We start from the raw sequence: 17,040 nt of genomic DNA on the forward strand, positions 1-17,040 counted from the left end.
AGGTTGGCTGACCTGTTGCTGCAATTGAGACTCAGTGTCAATTGTGAGCTCCAGTCTACGCCGTCAGCGCCTGCCGTCAATCTTGCATCAACCATCAATGTTCGTTTTCTCGAAAGTTCCTTCCGCTGGATTGGGACGACCTTTCTGGTCACCTGTTCATGTTCGCCGCCTTCCTTCCGTCGCCTGGCGATGAAAAACGCATGAATCCGCCGGAAATCGCCGAGAACCCTGTGTATGGAGCGCGGAGCGGTCGTTGACCATTCGATGCCGAACCGCTACTCTATCTGACTGAACATTTTCATGTCCGGCCGTTTGGGCGTCCGATGAGAGGACTGCTCATGAAACCACGAAACCGCCAGTGGAGGCGTGCGACGGGTTCGGCCCACTCGAGGAACGTATGATGGCAGACATTAACGTCAAGGAAATTCTGGACGCAGGCGTCCACTTCGGTCACCCAGCCAGCCGCTGGAACCCCAAGATGCGGCCTTATATCTACGGCCGCCGCAACAAGATTCACATTATCGACCTGAAGGAAACGGTTCGCGGCCTGATTCGGGCCCAGCGTTACCTCGAAAAGGTCTCTTCGCAGGGTTCGCTGATCCTGTTTGTTGGAACCAAGCGTCAGGCAGCCGGCACCATTCGCGAGTGTGCACAGGCCTGTGGAATGCCCTTCGTCAGCGAACGCTGGCTCGGCGGAATGCTGACCAACTTCCGCACGATTCGGAACCGCATCAAGCGTCTCGACGAGATGGACAAATTGCGTGAGTCGGGTGAAATGGCCACCTTCTCGAAGAAGGCTCAGTCGAAGCTGTCCCGCGAATACCGCAAGATTGACCGGAACCTCGGCGGGATCCGGGAAATGAACCGATTGCCAGAAGCGATCGTGATCATCGACCCGACGAAAGAGCACAACGCCGTTCACGAAGCTCGCCTGCTGGGCATCAAGATCGTGGCTCTGATCGATACCGATTCCGATCCGGACCTGGTCGATCTGCCGATTCCGGGCAACGACGACAGCATGCGTTCGATCCGTCTGATCGCCACGCATCTGTCCAACGCCGTGCTCGCCGGTAAGAACAAGTTGCCGCAGAAAGAAGAAAAGATTCCTGCTGATGAATCGATGAAGCCGGTTCCCAGCATTTCGTAAGTGACTCTGAATGACAACATCGCAACCCGGTTCCGGTGAACCGGGTTGCCGATTTTCAGGTCCAGATTCCGATCAACAGGGATTTCAGCGACCGCCAGTTGCGGGGACAGGTCTTCCCGAATCGTACCGGTTTCGCGCTGCAGAGTTCTCAGCGCTCAGAGTACGGGCCCGCTGAATCATCCCTCTCCGAATGAGACGCTAACTTTTACAGGAGATGATAAAGATGGCCGAAATTACGGCTGCCGCAGTTCGTGCTCTGCGGGAACGTACCGACCTTCCGATGATGCGGTGCAAGCAGGCTCTCGTCGAAGCCAACGGCGATGAGGAAAAGGCAATCGAGATCCTGTCTTCGCAGACCGCCAAGATCAAAGCCAAGCGTGCCGAAAACGCCACCACCGAAGGTCGTATCTTCGTGGCCATGAAAGAAGACGGCAGCGAAGCGGCTCTGGTCGATTTCCAGTGCGAAACCGCCCCCGTGGCCGGCGCTGAGGGCTTCCTTAAGCTTGGCGAACTGATGGCCGAGCAGCTGCTCAATGGACCGGGAGCCGAAACTCCTGCAGAGCTGATGTCTCAGGAAGCTCCGGGACAGGGTGGCAAGACCCTGCAGGATCTGCTCGACGATCTGGTCAACAAGATTGGCGAGAAGTTCGATGTCGCCTTCATTTCCCGTCGCAAAGGCCCAGTCGGCTACTACGTTCACCACGATGGCAAATCGGGAACGCTGTTCCAGGCCGAAGGTGAAACTGCCGATCAGGACATTCTTCGCGATGTCGCCATGCACATCACGGCTCTGCGTCCGACGTACGCCACGACCGATGAAGTTTCCGACGAAGCCGTGAAGGCCGAGCGGGATCGCCTGACTCAGGAAGCTCTGGCGACCGGCAAGCCGGAAAACATCGTCTCCAAGATCGTTGATGGACGGATGAAGGTCTTCTACCAGGAACAGGGTGTTCTGGAAGCTCAGGCATTCGCCAAAGACGAGACCAAAACGGTGGGCCAGATTCTGGCCGAGAAGAAGCTGAAGGCGAAGGGGTTCGATACCCGCGTCATCGGCTAAGCAGTACGATTGCCGGGCGGCCCTGGTTTTGCCAGTGTGTTGAGAAATGAACCTTCCCGAGTGCAGCGCTGGCAAAGCCGGTGGCATCCTTGAAGACTCTCGCCGGTAATCTGAATTGTGATACGCTTACGGGCCGATCAGAGACTCTTTCTGACGGCCCGTTTTCATTTCCATACGATCCATTCTCACCGGGGGTGACGATGTCCGCTGATTCGTCTGATCTTGTTTATAAGCGCGTCCTGCTGAAGATTTCCGGCGACAGTTTCTGCCGCAATCGACAGGGCGGCATCAGCATGACGGAGATTTCGCGCGTCGCCGAAGAGATCCGTGATGTCGTCAATAGCGGGGTTCAGCTGGCCATCGTCTGCGGTGGCGGAAACATCCTCCGGGGCAAGCAGTTCTCTGAAGGCAGCAGCGCCATCAAGCCGGCAACTGCTCACTACATGGGAATGACGGCCACGGTCATCAACGGTCTCGCTCTACAGGATGCTCTCGAACACATTGGTGTGGCGACCCGGCTGCAATCGGCCATCCGCATGGACAGCGTTGCCGAGCCATTCATTCGCCGTCGCTGTGTACGTCATCTCGAAAAGGGACGCGTTGTCATTCTGGCCGGCGGAACAGGCAGTCCTTACGTGACGACCGACACCGCCGCGGCTTTGCGGGCCCGCGAGATCGAAGCGGATATCCTGATGAAAGCCACACGCGTGGACGGAGTCTACTCCGACGATCCGGAAAAGAATCCGCACGCGATCCGCTACAATCACATCAACTTCAACGATGTGATTTCCCAGCGGCTGCAGGTGATGGACGCTCAGGCGTTTCACCACTGCATGGAGCACGACATTCCCATTCTCGTGTTCGATTTCCAGAAGTCGGGGAACATTGTGAATGCCGCCCGTGGAATTCGGGTGGGAACGCTGGTGGACTCCAAGGCGGAAGAAAGCTGACACCCGGTCGCTGGCGAGAGTTTGGCCGAATTCGTTAAGCTGCAGCGTGTGGGACCTGCATTCATGTTCTGGCAGTCCGCGAATCTGACTGTCACTGGATTAGAAGAGAATCAGTTATGGACCGTGATGAAATTCTTCTCGACTGCGAAGAGCGTATGGAGAAAGCGGCAAGCGTGCTTGCCGATCAGTTGAAAGGGCTCCGTACCGGACGGGCTAACCCTGGTCTGGTCGATTCGATCCGCGTCGACTATTACGGCTCCCCGACTCCGCTGAAGCAGCTGGCCAATATCGGAGTGCCCGAGCCTCAGCAGATCGTGATTCGTCCGTTCGATGCCTCGGCTCTGGGCGAAATCGCCAAGGCGATTCAGGCCAGCGACGTCGGTCTGGCTCCGAACAACGATGGCAAAGTAATTCGACTGACGATTCCGCCGCTGTCGACCGAACGCCGCAAGCAGCTCGTCAGCCGCGTGAAGGAGTTCGCCGAAGAAGCCCGCGTTTCGATTCGGAACATCCGCCGCGATGCCAACAAGCATGCCGATCAGGCCGAGAAGGACAAGACGATTTCCGAAGATGAGCGGGACAGCATCAAGGAAGAGATTCAGAAGCATACCAAGAAGTACGAAGGCCAGGTCAATGAGCTGGCCGACGCCAAGGAAAAGGACGTGATGGACGAGTAAATCGTCCTGATCCACTGCGACCAGAAAACGCTCCGTCCACGACTGTTGGGCGGAGCGTTTCTGCTTTGGTGTCCGACGAATCGATGGCCTGTGCCCCTCGCGAACTTCTCGGGAAGTTGTTGAATCGCGATGGAAGAAATTGCTGATGTGCCCTGCTGAAGATACACTGATAAAAATCCGTGCATATCTTCAGCGTGGGATCGCAGTCACGTCACTCGCCATTTTTTCTCGCAGGGTCCGCCATGCCGATTCAGGTCACATGCGAAAGCTGCTTCTACGACCACACTGTCAAAAGCGAGTACGCTGGCAAGAAGTTCAAATGCAAAGGGTGCGGCGAACCACTTGTCGTTCCCAAAGCGGCTTCGAAAGCTCGATCCAAACCGGCCGATGACGATGACTTTCTGGGAGCGCTCGAAGCGGCCGCCAGCCATCAGGGGCAGGCCCTGCCGCCGGCCCCGGCGAAGAGAAAGAAGTCCACGGGCAAGTCCTCCGGAAGAAGCGATGCGACACCGTCCGCCGCGATGGATGATTCGAACATGAAGGCGATTGTCGGAGGCATCGGCACCATCCTGCTGCTCGTGGTGGCGGTCGGATTGAAGCTGGTCAATCGAACCGACATCGTCGAACGGATCGGCTCCACGGACGTGGAGTGGACGGAGTTCGAGGTGAATGATGGAGCACTGATCGTCGCAATGCCCGAGCTTCCCACTGTCGTGGAAAAGCCGCTTCCCGAGGACTTTCTCAAGTTCGAGAACTATGCTGCGGACTCGAAAAACTTCGGCTGTGCTGTCTCATTCGCAACTTTGAACATTCCTGAAGTTGAAGACTGGCAAAAGCCCCTTTTCAATATCGATTCCATTCGCAGTGAACTCGCCGCAGCCGTCACACAAAGTCCGCTCAGCAGGATATTGATCTCGAACGAGTTCGTCGATCTGCACGGAATCCGCACGCTGCATTTCGTGACGGAAGGAATCGATGAGTCACAGGGGAATCGCCCGGTACGCAGCTACGCCTATTTTCTGCTGGCTGGGACGTCGCTTTACTCACTGGCATTTGTCGAACCGACCGAAGATCCACAGGTCGAAGAACGAACGCACTTCCTAGAAACGTTGTACATCGCCGATGAAGTGATTGCCGACTACGATGAGTGGCAAGGCAGGCAGGAACGGGCATTGGCAGATGGTGCCCCCGCAGCGGTCGAGACGTCTCCCGGGGAGTCGCCGGCCGCTCTTTCTCCATCTGTCGAATGATGCCTGTTCAAGTCGGGCGTTGCAGCGAGCTGAGTAATTCTGTCAGCAATGGCTGAGCTGACGCGACGAGCGTTCGTGTCGGCAGGGGAAGGCCATCGGCTCGAACGAGGCTGTCGGCAACGGTGATGGTCGAGGGCGCATAGGTCAATTCAATGATGTTCCCGGCCGATGAGGTGCTCGCGTCTCCGTTGTGGAGATGAATCACTCTCAAGTCCGCGGCAGGCGAACGCAGGGCCTCAGGCAGTTCACCGATGCAGACCACGAGGTCGGCTTCGTTGCGTTCGAGCAGTCGTGAGGGGGTCCATCGCTGCGGATCGTAATCGACTCCGGTTTCATTGAAGCAGATATGATCCGGGAAGCCGCACATGGCGAGCAGGGTGTCGCTGAAGGAACCGGCCGCCGGACCGCTACTTACCGGCAGAGCATGCAGGCGAGCCGACCTGCTGGCATCGGCGATCAGGGCGGCGACCTGGATCTGGAGCCTCTCGTCGAGTGAGCCATGCAGGAGAACTGGATAGGCGGCTTCAGTTACGAGCTTTGCCAGAAACTGACCGACGTCCGCAAGGTCCTCGGTCTCGGAATCGGACTGGAGGGCCTCCCGCCAGGCAAGTAGCAATGTGAGCAGATCCGCGGAATCGACTTCGTAAATCTCGGCGTATCGGTCAGCGAGTGCGAGCCGCTCCGGATCACCGACATAAATGACGCGTCTGGGAGCCCCGTCCTTCAGGAAGCGGGACTCAGGGGCCAGCAGCTTCTCTTCGAAACGCGGCCAGACGTCGAAGACATCGACGTTCAGACAGAGCAGAACATCGCATCGCTGGCGGATCTCGCCGAAGGTGCAGGTTGCTCCACCGAAGTGCACATAGGCCCGCTGGGACTCCGAACTGCTGGTCGTGGCCACAATCATTCGAGTCGCCTCCGCCAGACGGACAGCGGTGGCCTGCTCGTTAAGCGTCATTCCCCGGCAACCGGTCAGCAGAGGTTGATGGGCTTCTGTGAGCCAGTCCCGAGCCTGCTGAATGCGATTCTGGAGATCGGTCGGCGGCAGCTGGCGTGCCCGCAACACGTTGTCTTCCATCCACTTACGGCCGCACTTGCTGCCTGAGGTGACATCGAGGGAGTCGGTGCTCAGCTCGACGGACAGGTCATCACAACCCAGGCCGCAGCCGAAACAGACGACATCTTCGAGAGGAGCATTCATGGGTTCAGTGTGCTGAAGCGAACGAGCGAATCCGGCATTGACCAAATTGGTCTTCCGCGACAACATACCAGCTTCCGCCGGACATTGCGACGGGACCGTCGCTTTCCGGCCTCTCGTTGCGTCGCAACTCTTCGCAACACCACTCATTACGTCTATTCATCAGAAGTGAGACACGGATGTCTTATCACCTGATCGACCTCGTTCAGTCCCTGGGAACGCCGCGAATTCTCGTTCTGGGCGATCTGATTCTCGATCGATACGTCTGGGGCAATGCGGAACGCATCAGCCAGGAAGCTCCTGTCATCCTTCTCCGCGAAGAGAAGCAGGAGATTCGTCTCGGCGGAGCGGCGAACGTCGCCAACATGCTTCGTGGCCTCGAAGCCGATGTGACCATGGCCGGCGTGGTCGGAGATGATCGGGACGGCGAAGATGTTCGAGCCGCCCTGCGAGCGGTCGGCGTCGACTGCGCAGCCGTGCTGACCGACCGGTCTCGTCCCACAACGATGAAACAGCGTCTCATCGGCCACGCTCAGCACCGTCATCCGCACCAGATGCTGCGGGTCGATCGCGAGTGTCGCGAGCCGCTGGAACTCATTTACGCCACCCAGTTGATGGACCGCATCATCGGGCTGATCGCTGATCACGATGCCGTGCTGATTTCGGACTACGCCAAGGGTGTCTGTACGCCGGAAGTTCTCCGCCGCGTCATCGATGTCTGCCGGGATGCCGGCGTGCCGGTCGTGGTTGACCCCGCTCCGACCGACGATTACAGCAACTACGCTGGCGCAACCGCGATGACACCGAACCGGACGGAAACCGGCAAAGCAGCCGGGATGACCATCCGAAACTATGAAGATGCATACACCGCTGGCCGGAAGCTCGTTGAACAACTGAATCTCGACCGGATCTTCGTGACACTCGACAAGGACGGCGTGGCTGTCGTACGGAACGATGGCGGCCGCGAAAGCTTTCCGACCCGCCAGCGCGAAGTTTACGACATCACCGGAGCCGGAGACATGGTTCTGGCAACCATCGGTCTGGGAGCAGCAGCCGGCTGGAAAGACTCTGACATGGCCCGGATGGCGAACATCTCCGGCGGTCTTGAAGTCGAGCAGGTCGGCGTGGTTTGTCTGTCTCGTGATGAACTGGTTCAGGATCTGCTCAATGATCGCAGTAGAGGCGAGTACAAAGCCTGCGACGTGACGACCGTGTCGCGTCATCTGGAAGCCCGTCGTCAGAACGGACAGAAGATTGTCTTTACGAATGGCTGCTTCGACGTTCTCCACATCGGACATGTGAAATACCTGCAGCAGGCCGCCGAGCTGGGCGATTGCCTGGTCGTGGCTATCAACAGTGATGAGAGTGTCCGAGAACTCGGCAAGGCCCCGGACCGTCCCATCTTCCAGCAGGAACAGCGGGCCAGCATGCTGGCGGCGCTGGAATGCGTGGATTATGTCGTCGTCTTCAGCGAATCGACGCCCTGTGCGGTGCTTGAACAACTGCGGCCGCATGTTCTGGTCAAAGGGGGCACGTATTCAGTGGAGAAGATTGTCGGTCGGGAAATCGTGCAAAGCTACGGCGGCGAAGTCTTCGCGCTGGGCGAGACGCCAGGCGTTTCGACGACTCAGATTCTGGCAAAGCTCCGCGGCGACTCCGACGAACCGGGTAGCTTTACCGTAAGGAAAGCGGCATGAGACGAGCCATCTGGTTACCGAACTGGATTGGCGATGCCGTTATGGCAACGCCTGCTCTGCGTGTTCTGCGAGAAGCCGATCCCGAAGGCGAACTGGTAGGCATCTACCGTCCGCCGATCGATGCGGTCTTCGAGGGAAGTAAACTCCTGACCGGCCTGATCGCCGATGAATCGGGCTCAAAAGCGCCCTGGAACGAACGCGTGCGTTTCGTACAGAAGCTGCGTCGCGAGCGTTTTGATGAAATCATTCTGTTGACGAATTCCCTGCGAACCGCCGCGGTCGCGCGTATGGCCGGGATTCCGCAGCGAGTGGGGTTCCGCCGCGATGGGCGGACCTGGCTGCTTTCCGATTCGTTGCCGCCACACTCGCGGACCGAACCGAATCCCGTGATGGATGAATACAATCGTCTCGCCAGTCGCGTGACCGGGCACCGCTTCGCCGACTTCGAACGGAATCGACTGGAACTGGCGACCGCTCGGGAAGATGAACTGCTGTGGGAGGACTACGCGGCCCGACTCAGTCTCGATCCCGGGCACTACGTTTGTTTCAACTCCGGTGGAGCGTTCGGAGCAGCCAAGCACTGGCCGATCGAACGCTACGCCGAACTGGCGCTGCGAATCGTTAAAGAACAGGAACTTCCTGTTGTCATGCTCTGCGGACCGGCGGAGCGGGATCTCGCCATGGAGTTCACCAGACTGGCCGATCATCCGCAGATTCACTCCCTGGCCGAAGAGTCGCTCAGCATTGGCCTGTCGAAGGTCATGGTGAAATACGCCGGCTGGATGGTAACCACCGATTCCGGCCCCAGGCACTTCGCTCACGCGTTCGATGTTCCCGTGCTCTCGCTGTATGGACCGACGCACATCGCCTGGAGCGATACGCGATTCGCGAAGTCGGTCAACTGCCAATTGGAACTCGACTGCGGGCCGTGCCAGCAGCGCGAGTGTCCGTTGAAACATCATCGCTGCATGCAGGACCTGAGCGTCCGACACGTCTACGGGGCATTTCTGGATCTGCAAAAGAAGGTCTGGGAACTCCCGGCATCCGACACGCGGGCCGCCTGAATCCCACTCGGACCGCGTTCAGCGAGAACGCGAGCATGGCCAGCTGACCGGCAGCCGATCGCGACACGACTCCCCTTCGGGCTTTATCGACTCCGATCGAGGAAAACGCGGCTACGTGGCGTTTACGTGCCGTGACTGGATCAGGCTGTGGCCTGTGGCGTCAGTCGGCCTGCAGATTCGCGGCTGAAGACTCTCCCTGATCCTCGTCCGAGTGATCCTGGAACATCTCCTCCAGATCGGCGAGCAGACTCGCCTGGAGGTTGATCGACGTTCGCAGCGCGTTGATGTCCTGATCGATCCGCTGCAGTTGAGCTGACGAGAGCTGTAGCGGTCGTCTGGTGAAATGTGGTTTCATGGCATGTTCCATTACTGAAGAAGAACGGTAACGAAACATGCGTCCGGCAAAGGGCCACGTCAAAATGAAACTTCTCCTGCTTTCCCTGAAAGCCGGGAATGCAGGAGAATCACTCAGGCACTTAATCATTCTTCTGGGAACTGGCCGCAGACGTCCCGTTATCGGAATTTGAGGAACTGCTTGAGCCTTTTCCCGCAGCCGTGTCCCAGCCGGGGGGCATCGAGCGGATATGCAGATCCCGCTGCGGGAATGCGATTTCGATTCCTTCGTTGAGGAAGGTGCGGTGAATGTTCGTGTGCAGTCGGTGGATCGTTTCCAGCCGGTTCTCCATCTTTCCGAGGTAGCAACGCAGAACGAAGTTCAGCGTGCTGTCGCCGAAGCCTTCAAAGGTCACCAGTGTCGCTGGCTCGCTCAGAATCTCGGGTTCTTTCTTCGCGATCTCGAACAGAACTTCCCGCACGCGATCGGTATCGGTTCCGTAAGCGACGCCGACCGGGATCACGATCCGGTTCAAGGTATCACTCAGGGTCCAGTTCAGCAGGCGGCCCGTCACCAGTTCCTTATTGGGAACCAGGTACTCCTTGCGATCCCAGTCGGTAATGGTCGAAGCACGGATACGGATCTTGCTGACGACACCGGTAACGCCTTCGATGGTGACGATATCGCCGATGCGAACCGGTCGCTCGAATAGAATGATGAGACCGGAGACGAAGTTGGCGAAGATTTCCTGCAGTCCGAAACTCAGCCCGAACGTCAACGCGGCGGCGAGCCATTGGATCTGTTCCCAACGGAACCCGAGCACGCCAAATGCGTAGGTCAGCCCCACAAATGTTACCACGTATCCGATCACCGTGGTTGCGGCGTATCGAAGTGAAGCATCGAACCCGACGCGCTGCAGAATTGCGAAGTCGACCATACCCGGCAGGTTGCGAGTCAGGCTGACGGTCAGCACGGCCGCGAAAATCGCCAGGAACAGGTTGAGTGGGGTAATGGCCTCTCGGACGGTCTGGAGCGCCGAATCGCCGTTCGAGTCTTCCACATACCTTTGGACGGTCGTGTGCCAGAGTTCGATCTCTTCCAGGTAGGAAACGGCCGGCAGGACATCAATCCAGATATAGAAAAGCCCCACGAACAGCGGCACGAGCGTAACGAAATTGATGAGCCGCAGGGTCTGCTTTTCACGGTCCTCTTCGGCTGCTCTCGATTCAGTTTCCAGCTTGAGCCGCTGACCTTCAAGAGTCTGCGTTTCTTCGGTGTTCTGGCGTCGGCGTTCCCGCATGATGTAGATGCGGAACCATCGTTGTGCCATCCGGTACCAGCGGAGAGCCAGTCCCCAGATTACAAGTACGGCACAGATGTGGAGGAGTGTCAGGGTTAATCGCCAGGCCAGCTGGCTGGCGGTGTAGTAGTAACCGGCCCAGGCCATCGCGGCCAGAACGACCGGGAAGATGGTTGCCACGGGATACCAGACCCACCGGGTCCGGGAGATGGCAGCCGTGTTCTTCTGCAGGAAGATTTCCCGCATCAGCGGTCCATTGGGATTCAGAAACCGGTGGGCGAACAGAGCCGCGATCAGCATCTCGGCAGAGAAGAAAATTCGTTCCAGCGCGAGTCGATCCAGGTCTGTAGACAAATGATTGAGCAGCGTGACCAGGAACGAAAGAGGAAGCAGCGTCATCGTCATGATGAGCAGTTCGCTGCGTGTTCGGGTCGCCAGAATGTGCGGACCGTTGAAGTGGGCATCGGCCAGACCGTGGCGACGACAGACTTGCCGGAAAAATTCGATCCCGGCGTAGCAGAGGCCGATCAGCTTCAGCGACTCCGCCATCGCTTCGCGGAAGGGATTCTCGATGTCGATCTCCCCGAGCCTCCAGCCGAGAAACCAGACCAGCATCGGTCCAGGGGCGGCAATCACGATGGTCAACAGTGTGGCCCGCAATGTCGGCAGAATCGCAGCCGCATTGGTTTTTCGAGCGTCGTCGGCAATAACACTCAGTTCGCGGGCGGCCTGGACCCGCAACAGGATCAGCAGAACCAGAATGCTGGCCGCCAGGGCGTGGAGCAGAAAGTGAGTCTGGACATCAGCCATATACTCCGAGGGAATCCGGAGGATGTCGTCCATGCTGAAGGGATAGGATTCGCCGCTCAGAATGTGACGGATGTCAGACAGGCTGAGCATCTTGTCGCTGCGAATCCAGAAGATGCGTTTCCGGATGAAGTCCCGATATTCCTGAACGTTCTCAACGAGAGACTGCTCAGTTGCGTTGACCGTGGTCAGAGAGTCGAGCAGATCGGAATAGGCGGTCAAGAGGCTGTCGAGCGTCTCTTTTTTCCGCTGAATCAGCTCCTTGATTTTGCTCTTGAGATTCTGCTCGAAGATTCCCAGGCTCTCCGAACCGGCGTCTTCTTTAATCTCGTTAAGCTTCTCTTCAACGGCCAGATCGACGTTGATCAGTTCCTTCGCATCCGAGCGCAGCTCGATCTGCTGAAACGTGGTCTCGCTCATCAGCCGGTTCCGCGCATGGACCGCAGCGATGTGTTCGTCGAGATTAGGCAGTTCGTAGAGCTGACGGAGCAGGGACAGGGCAAAGACTTCACTGCTTCCCGCCTCGGTGGCAGCCTGCTCCTGTTTGTCGGACATGTCACTGGTGACTTCGTCCAGTTGCGTCTGAACTTCCCGCTGCCGCGTCTGAGCTTTCTCCGTCAGATCGACCAGCGTATTCATGCGGGTCGTCAGCTCTTCCAGTTCGTTAATGAAAGACTGCAGCACGGGGAGCGAGGTGTCGCTCTCTTCCTTCAGCTCCTTCAGAGCCCGCATGTTCTCTTTGAGCTTCTTGTCGGCCAGCATCTGCTGCAGCGTTTCGACCTTCTTTCGCTGCAGTCCAACCCGGAGCGTTTCCAGCTCGACCCGCGACGTCAGGAGCTTGGCGTTCTTCTGGGCATCGAACAGATTCAGCTCTTCCTTAACGGCGATCGCTTCCGACTCCATCATCGTCAGCTGCAGCTGGTAGAGCTTGGCCAGTGCTTTTTCGAGACGCGGAGTATCAGGGACCGGAGGAGCCGTCACTTTCTGCTGAATCTTCTGAAGCCGCTCTGAGTAGGTCGCCTGCAGTTCAACGTCCTGCTTCCGCTTCAGTGTCCGTTGCGACACTTCCTGCTCGGCTTTAATGAGCGCCAGTTCGAACTCGCGAAGCTGCGCTTCGGCTGAGGAGAGGGCCTGTTCGATATCTTCGAGCGCAGAGGCCTTCGAGACGCTGAGCGGAAACTGTTCCGGCAGATTCTTGAGTTCTGACGTGACCTTCTCGGCGTCTTCGGGAACCTTCTCCAGTGCGGAGCGATTCCGGGTAATCAGGGCCTTGTAGGCTTCGGTTTTCTGCAGAGCATCGATCGCGTTTCTGTAGACCTGCAGCAGCTGTTCTTTATTGGCCTGATCAAGTCCCGGATCCTGCTCGATCGCCTTCACCTCGTTCTGGAACGCTTCCAGCGAGTCCTGCAACTGAGGCTGTTCGGTGGTTCCGGTGGGAGACTGCGCCGGCGGATTCGACGGGGTATTCGCCGGTGTACTGGTCGTCTCGGGCGTGTTGCCTGGAGCCGGCGAGTCGGGCAGGGGCAGAAAGAATCCATTCGGATTCCCCGTTTGTCCCAATGCGGGAAGTGCATAGCCGGCCAGCAGAGCCAGCCACAAGCAGCAGCGCGCAATGGTTTGATTGCGTCCAGCAGAAAAGCCGATCATGACATCCATGTCCATTTGAAGCAGCGGTAATCAGGGTGCGGAGCGTCGCACAACCACGTCTTGTGTCATCGAAGGTGACAGCCGCAGCTTATCCGAGTTCGCCCGCACTTGCGGTACCATATGCCGGAACTCAGTTTACGACAAGAGGGCCCGTCAGAATTGGCTTTTCTCGCAGGAAGATCGCTCCCAGTTCGTCTTCGTATTCAAGCCGCCAGCCCTCATCGCGACGCAACAGATTGATCAATCGTTCACGATAGAGTTTGTCGACGACGACGGCATTGACGCCGTATCGATCGAGTTTGTCGTCCCAGCCGTCGGTGCCTCGGGCGATGACGAAATAATCGAGCCAGACGTCTCGCGGCACCAGATGAGCGTGCGAATTCAGGAACAGCTGGCGGTCTTCCGGCCCCGTCCAGAGCAGATAATCGCCCCATTCATAGGAATTGAAGATCAGCCCCCGGGGTTCATGTTCGGTCAAATACTGGGCTAGTAACACCGGAGTGTCTCGGGAAAGATTCGATCGGTAGAACTCGAAGGCTTTGTCGGGATCGGTGGGATATCCGTGCAGCAGGGTGGCTGCAAACGGTGTGTAGGCAAAGAAGATCCAGGTCATCCCGACCGCGACGACCGTATTCAGCCCTGCCTTCTTCTGAAGTGAGGTCTCGACCGATACATCTCGACGATGACGCGCGAAATGATTCAGAACGGCACTGCCATGCAGAACGGCATACCAGGCGGCGAGAGGCGTCCACCAGACGAGGAACCGAACCGACCACATGGAGGCCAGTCCGAAGACGATCAACAGCAGCGGCTCGGCGAGGGAGATTCGCCGGGGCGTGAGGCGATAGAGCACGAGCAACAGAATGGCGGTTACGGCCATCGCTTTTCCATGGAAGATCCGCAGTGTCAGCGGGTCCCATTCCACGAGATAGGCAAAGTTCGGATTGCCGGCGATTTCCTGCACAGCCGGGAAGATGCCGATCCCGTAAGGATTGATCAGCACAGCCATCAACGAAAGTTCGAGCACGAGCAGATAACGTATGGAACCCGCGATCGAGAGCCGGCGCTTGCGCAGAAGCTCATCGGCGGTTTTTCCAAGCCAGTAGAGTCCGAGCAGTGCCAGTCCCATTGGGAAGGAGCCATGGAGATTCACCCAGGCCATAAACGTCAGCGGGATTCCGACCCATTGCAGAGCCGTCCATCGGCGACATGTCAGTAGCGTCCAGATCACAACGAAACACGCCAACCCCGCCAGTTGTGGCCGGACGATGCTTAGCGACTTCATGGCGACCACGCCAAAGATCGCCAGTCCGATCAGACTGATTCCGAACGAATCGGTCCGGCTGCGAAATCGAGCGATGAGTGCGATCACACAGACCGTTAACGAGAACGCGAACAGGAACCGCAACGCAGTCACGCCCAGTTCCTGGTAGCCGAAGTAAGCGATAACCTGCGATAGCCAGGCGGTGTCGACAAACGGCATGCCCTGGCAGAGTGGCAGCAGTGGTTCGGTGGTTGGGATCTCTCCCTGCTGGACGATGTATCGGCCGTAGGAGAGATGTCCCCACAAATCGGTATGCCACAACGGGTGATAACTGAGCACCGCGTAGATCAGCCCGACAATACAGACCCAGATCGTTGTCGACCGGCTGAGTCGAGCCCATTCCGGGAATCGATCTTCGAGCTGAGACGCATCGGGAATGTGCTGTTCCGACTCCGTGCCCGTTTCGGCCTCCGGCGAGGAGTTCTGGCGAATTTGGTCGTCCGTTTCCTGAGCGCTCATTGCTGTTCCGGAACTGTTCATGGGCAGGTGCGCAGTTGTTCGAGCCAATCGGGACCGGCTGCGCAGGGCGGCCGGACGGATGTTGCGTTTTCACAACGCTAGGTTGGATCGAAAGCAGTCGCAAACAGTCGTTCGCCCGGTTCGCCAAAGTTCCTCCGACCGGAACCGGTCGTACGACCTGGAGCGTGTCGAATCAGCAATCGCGGCTTGCGGCCGGTCCGATTGTAACACCTGTCGCGAACGCAACGAAGTGGCGGGAAACCGCCCATATGCCCGAGCGGCTTAAACGAAGGGCATTGTGTTCGCGGCAATGATGGTGATGATGAGCCCGACGATTCCCATCATCGAAGTCATCGGTGTCACGTACTTCAGCGTTTCCCACTCGGTCATACCGCTCATTTTGCCGATGACCCAGAAGCCGGAGTCATTCATCCACATGAACATCTTGCTGCCACAGCCGATCGCCAGAGCGAGATAGACCGGATGGAAACCGAGATCCGCGCCGGCCGCGAAGCTCGCCATCACGCCGACGCCGGTAATCATCGACACGGTCGCCGATCCTTGCGCCAATCGAACCAGAGCCGTAACGAGGAAGGCGATTCCCAGAATCGCGGTCGTTGAAGCTCCGTCGACATCGCCGAAGATCCCGGCGACGCCGGTCTGCTGCAGAGCTTTCCCAAACGCTCCCCCGGCTGCGGTAATGAGAATGATGACGCCCCCGCTGGCCAGAGCCGACTGCATTGAATTGGCCAGTTCTCCCAAGCTCGATTTCTTCTGCTGATAGAGCATGATAATCGCCAGCGTCGCCGAGATCGCCATGGCGATATTCTTGTTCCCGAACATCACGAAGAAGTCGTTCAGTGAAGCCAGCATCGGCGAGACCGATTCACTGGGGACATTCTTCAGATAGGTGCTCATCACTGTCTGCCCGGTGATCAGCAGGACGGGCAACAGAATCGGCAGCATCGACATGAAGACCGACGGCAGTTCGCTGTCGTCCCGGTCGGCGATCTGCTGCAGTTCATCCAGCGAGACATCCGCGCTCTCGCGAAGCGGGACATCGACGTAATGGCAGAGAATCATGGCGTAAATGAAACTGAAAATGCAGCAGCCGATCCCCACCAGTCCGCCGGCGAGAATCATCACTCCAACATCGACCGCGAGAGCCTCGGCGACGAACAGCGGGCCGGGAGTCGGAGGCACCAGACAGTGAGCCATCGAGCCCCCCATCACAATGGAGAGCACATACAGCAAATAGTTCTTCCCGGTCCGCAGACGCATGGCCTTGCCGACGGGAATCATTAAGTAGAAGACGGTGTCGAAGAAGACCGGTGTCGAGAGGACGAAACTGCTGCCGACAAAGGAGAGGGCGGCGTTCTTCTCTCCGACAAGCCGCAGCACCCAGCGAACGATCTTTTCGGCTGCTCCACTGTCTAGCAGACACTTGCCGATGATGGCCGCCATGGCAATCAGGATACCGATGCCGGTACAGGTCGCTCCGAAGCCGCTGGCGACGAGGTCGCCGACCGTCTGCCGGGAAAAGCTGACAGCATCGGCCCGCTGTTGAGGCGTGACAGCGATCGTTTGTTCCCAGTTAATCGGGGCAGCGGTGGCCGGTTGCAGACTGGCAACCGCATCGCCGTTCTCGTTGAACCGTTCGATGCTGGCCGTGGCGATAGTTTCAATGGACCCGGTCGCCTGGTCCTGTTGCAGCAGAAGATATTGGCCGCCGACCCGGGTGGTCGAAGATTCACTCTTGTTCAACGTGAGAGAATCGTCGCTGGTCTCGACAATCTCGGCTTTGCTCTTGCTCAGCTCATACCATTCCACCGTGGCATCCGGAGTCATCAGGGAGACGACGATGGCCGCCAGGATGAGTGCGAGAAAAGCGTGCAGCCGAAAACCAAGGATGCCACCGACAACGATGACCAGCCCGACTCCGATGATGAACAGTGTTGCACTCGTACTCAGCATAGCGTTTCCAGTCCCGGTTCGGACGATGGAGAAACACGTTCAACTCATCGGCCCATCGACACATCAATCATTGTGGATTCCTCGGAAGTGCTCGCATTCTGACGCAGCCCCTGAGGATTTGCAAGGAATCGATTTCCGCTGATTTCAACGCTCTT

12 protein-coding genes are annotated in these 17,040 nt (G+C 58.0%); 7 read left to right on the top strand and 5 right to left on the bottom strand.

What is annotated here, in order from left to right; translation table 11 throughout:
- The first annotated feature begins 400 nt into the window (after nt 1-400).
- The 5 genes from rpsB to L1A08_RS13840 all read left to right on the top strand — a co-directional run bounded on the left by rpsB (nt 401) and on the right by L1A08_RS13840 (nt 5,081).
- A complete protein-coding gene (rpsB, locus tag L1A08_RS13820) occupies nt 401-1,147 on the top strand; it encodes a 30S ribosomal protein S2 (RefSeq protein ID WP_238757026.1) in 747 nt (248 codons plus the stop codon).
- A 223-nt stretch (nt 1,148-1,370) separates the two neighbouring features.
- Entirely contained in the window at nt 1,371-2,204 is an 834-nt protein-coding gene (tsf, locus tag L1A08_RS13825; RefSeq protein ID WP_238757027.1) for a translation elongation factor Ts, read from the top strand.
- A gap of 200 nt (nt 2,205-2,404) precedes the next feature.
- Nucleotides 2,405-3,154 (top strand): UMP kinase, encoded by a 750-nt coding sequence (gene pyrH, locus L1A08_RS13830; protein ID WP_238757028.1) that lies wholly within the window; start codon nt 2,405-2,407, stop codon nt 3,152-3,154.
- 116 nt (nt 3,155-3,270) lie between these two features.
- Nucleotides 3,271-3,831 carry a ribosome recycling factor gene (frr, locus tag L1A08_RS13835; RefSeq protein ID WP_238757029.1) on the top strand — a complete coding sequence of 187 codons (561 nt, stop codon included), beginning with the start codon at nt 3,271-3,273 and terminating at the stop codon, nt 3,829-3,831.
- A gap of 242 nt (nt 3,832-4,073) precedes the next feature.
- A complete protein-coding gene (locus L1A08_RS13840) occupies nt 4,074-5,081 on the top strand; it encodes a hypothetical protein (RefSeq protein ID WP_238757030.1) in 1,008 nt (335 codons plus the stop codon).
- Between the two features lie 7 nt (nt 5,082-5,088).
- Here L1A08_RS13840 and L1A08_RS13845 read toward each other — a convergent pair whose 3' ends face one another.
- On the bottom strand, nt 5,089-6,282 hold the full coding sequence (locus tag L1A08_RS13845) for a hypothetical protein (RefSeq protein WP_238757031.1): 1,194 nt from the start codon (nt 6,280-6,282) through the stop codon (nt 5,089-5,091).
- Nucleotides 6,283-6,458: 176 nt separating this feature from the next.
- Between L1A08_RS13845 and rfaE2 the strand changes: the two genes are divergently transcribed.
- Nucleotides 6,459-7,976, top strand: a complete 1,518-nt coding sequence (gene rfaE2 / locus L1A08_RS13850) for a D-glycero-beta-D-manno-heptose 1-phosphate adenylyltransferase (protein WP_238757032.1) — start codon at nt 6,459-6,461, stop codon at nt 7,974-7,976.
- Nucleotides 7,973-9,040: a lipopolysaccharide heptosyltransferase II gene (waaF, locus tag L1A08_RS13855; RefSeq protein WP_238757033.1), complete on the top strand. Its 1,068-nt coding sequence runs from the start codon at nt 7,973-7,975 to the stop codon at nt 9,038-9,040. The genes rfaE2 and waaF overlap by 4 nt, the downstream gene beginning before the upstream one ends.
- Before the next feature lie 160 nt (nt 9,041-9,200).
- On the opposite strand, the gene L1A08_RS13860 is transcribed toward waaF, so the two are convergent.
- From L1A08_RS13860 to L1A08_RS13875, 4 genes are all read right to left on the bottom strand, one after another.
- Entirely contained in the window at nt 9,201-9,395 is a 195-nt protein-coding gene (locus tag L1A08_RS13860) for a hypothetical protein (protein ID WP_238757034.1), read from the bottom strand.
- A 121-nt stretch (nt 9,396-9,516) separates the two neighbouring features.
- Nucleotides 9,517-13,128, bottom strand: a complete 3,612-nt coding sequence (locus L1A08_RS13865; RefSeq protein WP_238757035.1) for a mechanosensitive ion channel domain-containing protein — start codon at nt 13,126-13,128, stop codon at nt 9,517-9,519.
- A gap of 130 nt (nt 13,129-13,258) precedes the next feature.
- Nucleotides 13,259-14,911 carry a hypothetical protein gene (locus tag L1A08_RS13870; RefSeq protein WP_238757036.1) on the bottom strand — a complete coding sequence of 551 codons (1,653 nt, stop codon included), beginning with the start codon at nt 14,909-14,911 and terminating at the stop codon, nt 13,259-13,261.
- 282 nt (nt 14,912-15,193) lie between these two features.
- Nucleotides 15,194-16,885, bottom strand: a complete 1,692-nt coding sequence (locus L1A08_RS13875; protein WP_238757037.1) for a GntP family permease — start codon at nt 16,883-16,885, stop codon at nt 15,194-15,196.
- Nucleotides 16,886-17,040 lie beyond the last annotated feature (155 nt).

Source organism: Rubinisphaera margarita, assembly GCF_022267515.1.
GTDB lineage: Bacteria > Planctomycetota > Planctomycetia > Planctomycetales > Planctomycetaceae > Rubinisphaera > Rubinisphaera margarita.

Coding starts and splice junctions, on each gene's coding strand:
- rpsB (WP_238757026.1), top strand. CDS start 401: ATGGCAGACATTAACGTCAAGGAAATTCTGGACGCAGGCGTCCACTTC.
- tsf (WP_238757027.1), top strand. CDS start 1,371: ATGGCCGAAATTACGGCTGCCGCAGTTCGTGCTCTGCGGGAACGTACC.
- pyrH (WP_238757028.1), top strand. CDS start 2,405: ATGTCCGCTGATTCGTCTGATCTTGTTTATAAGCGCGTCCTGCTGAAG.
- frr (WP_238757029.1), top strand. CDS start 3,271: ATGGACCGTGATGAAATTCTTCTCGACTGCGAAGAGCGTATGGAGAAA.
- L1A08_RS13840 (WP_238757030.1), top strand. CDS start 4,074: ATGCCGATTCAGGTCACATGCGAAAGCTGCTTCTACGACCACACTGTC.
- L1A08_RS13845 (WP_238757031.1), bottom strand. CDS start 6,282: ATGAATGCTCCTCTCGAAGATGTCGTCTGTTTCGGCTGCGGCCTGGGT.
- rfaE2 (WP_238757032.1), top strand. CDS start 6,459: ATGTCTTATCACCTGATCGACCTCGTTCAGTCCCTGGGAACGCCGCGA.
- waaF (WP_238757033.1), top strand. CDS start 7,973: ATGAGACGAGCCATCTGGTTACCGAACTGGATTGGCGATGCCGTTATG.
- L1A08_RS13860 (WP_238757034.1), bottom strand. CDS start 9,395: ATGAAACCACATTTCACCAGACGACCGCTACAGCTCTCGTCAGCTCAA.
- L1A08_RS13865 (WP_238757035.1), bottom strand. CDS start 13,128: ATGATCGGCTTTTCTGCTGGACGCAATCAAACCATTGCGCGCTGCTGC.
- L1A08_RS13870 (WP_238757036.1), bottom strand. CDS start 14,911: ATGAGCGCTCAGGAAACGGACGACCAAATTCGCCAGAACTCCTCGCCG.
- L1A08_RS13875 (WP_238757037.1), bottom strand. CDS start 16,885: ATGCTGAGTACGAGTGCAACACTGTTCATCATCGGAGTCGGGCTGGTC.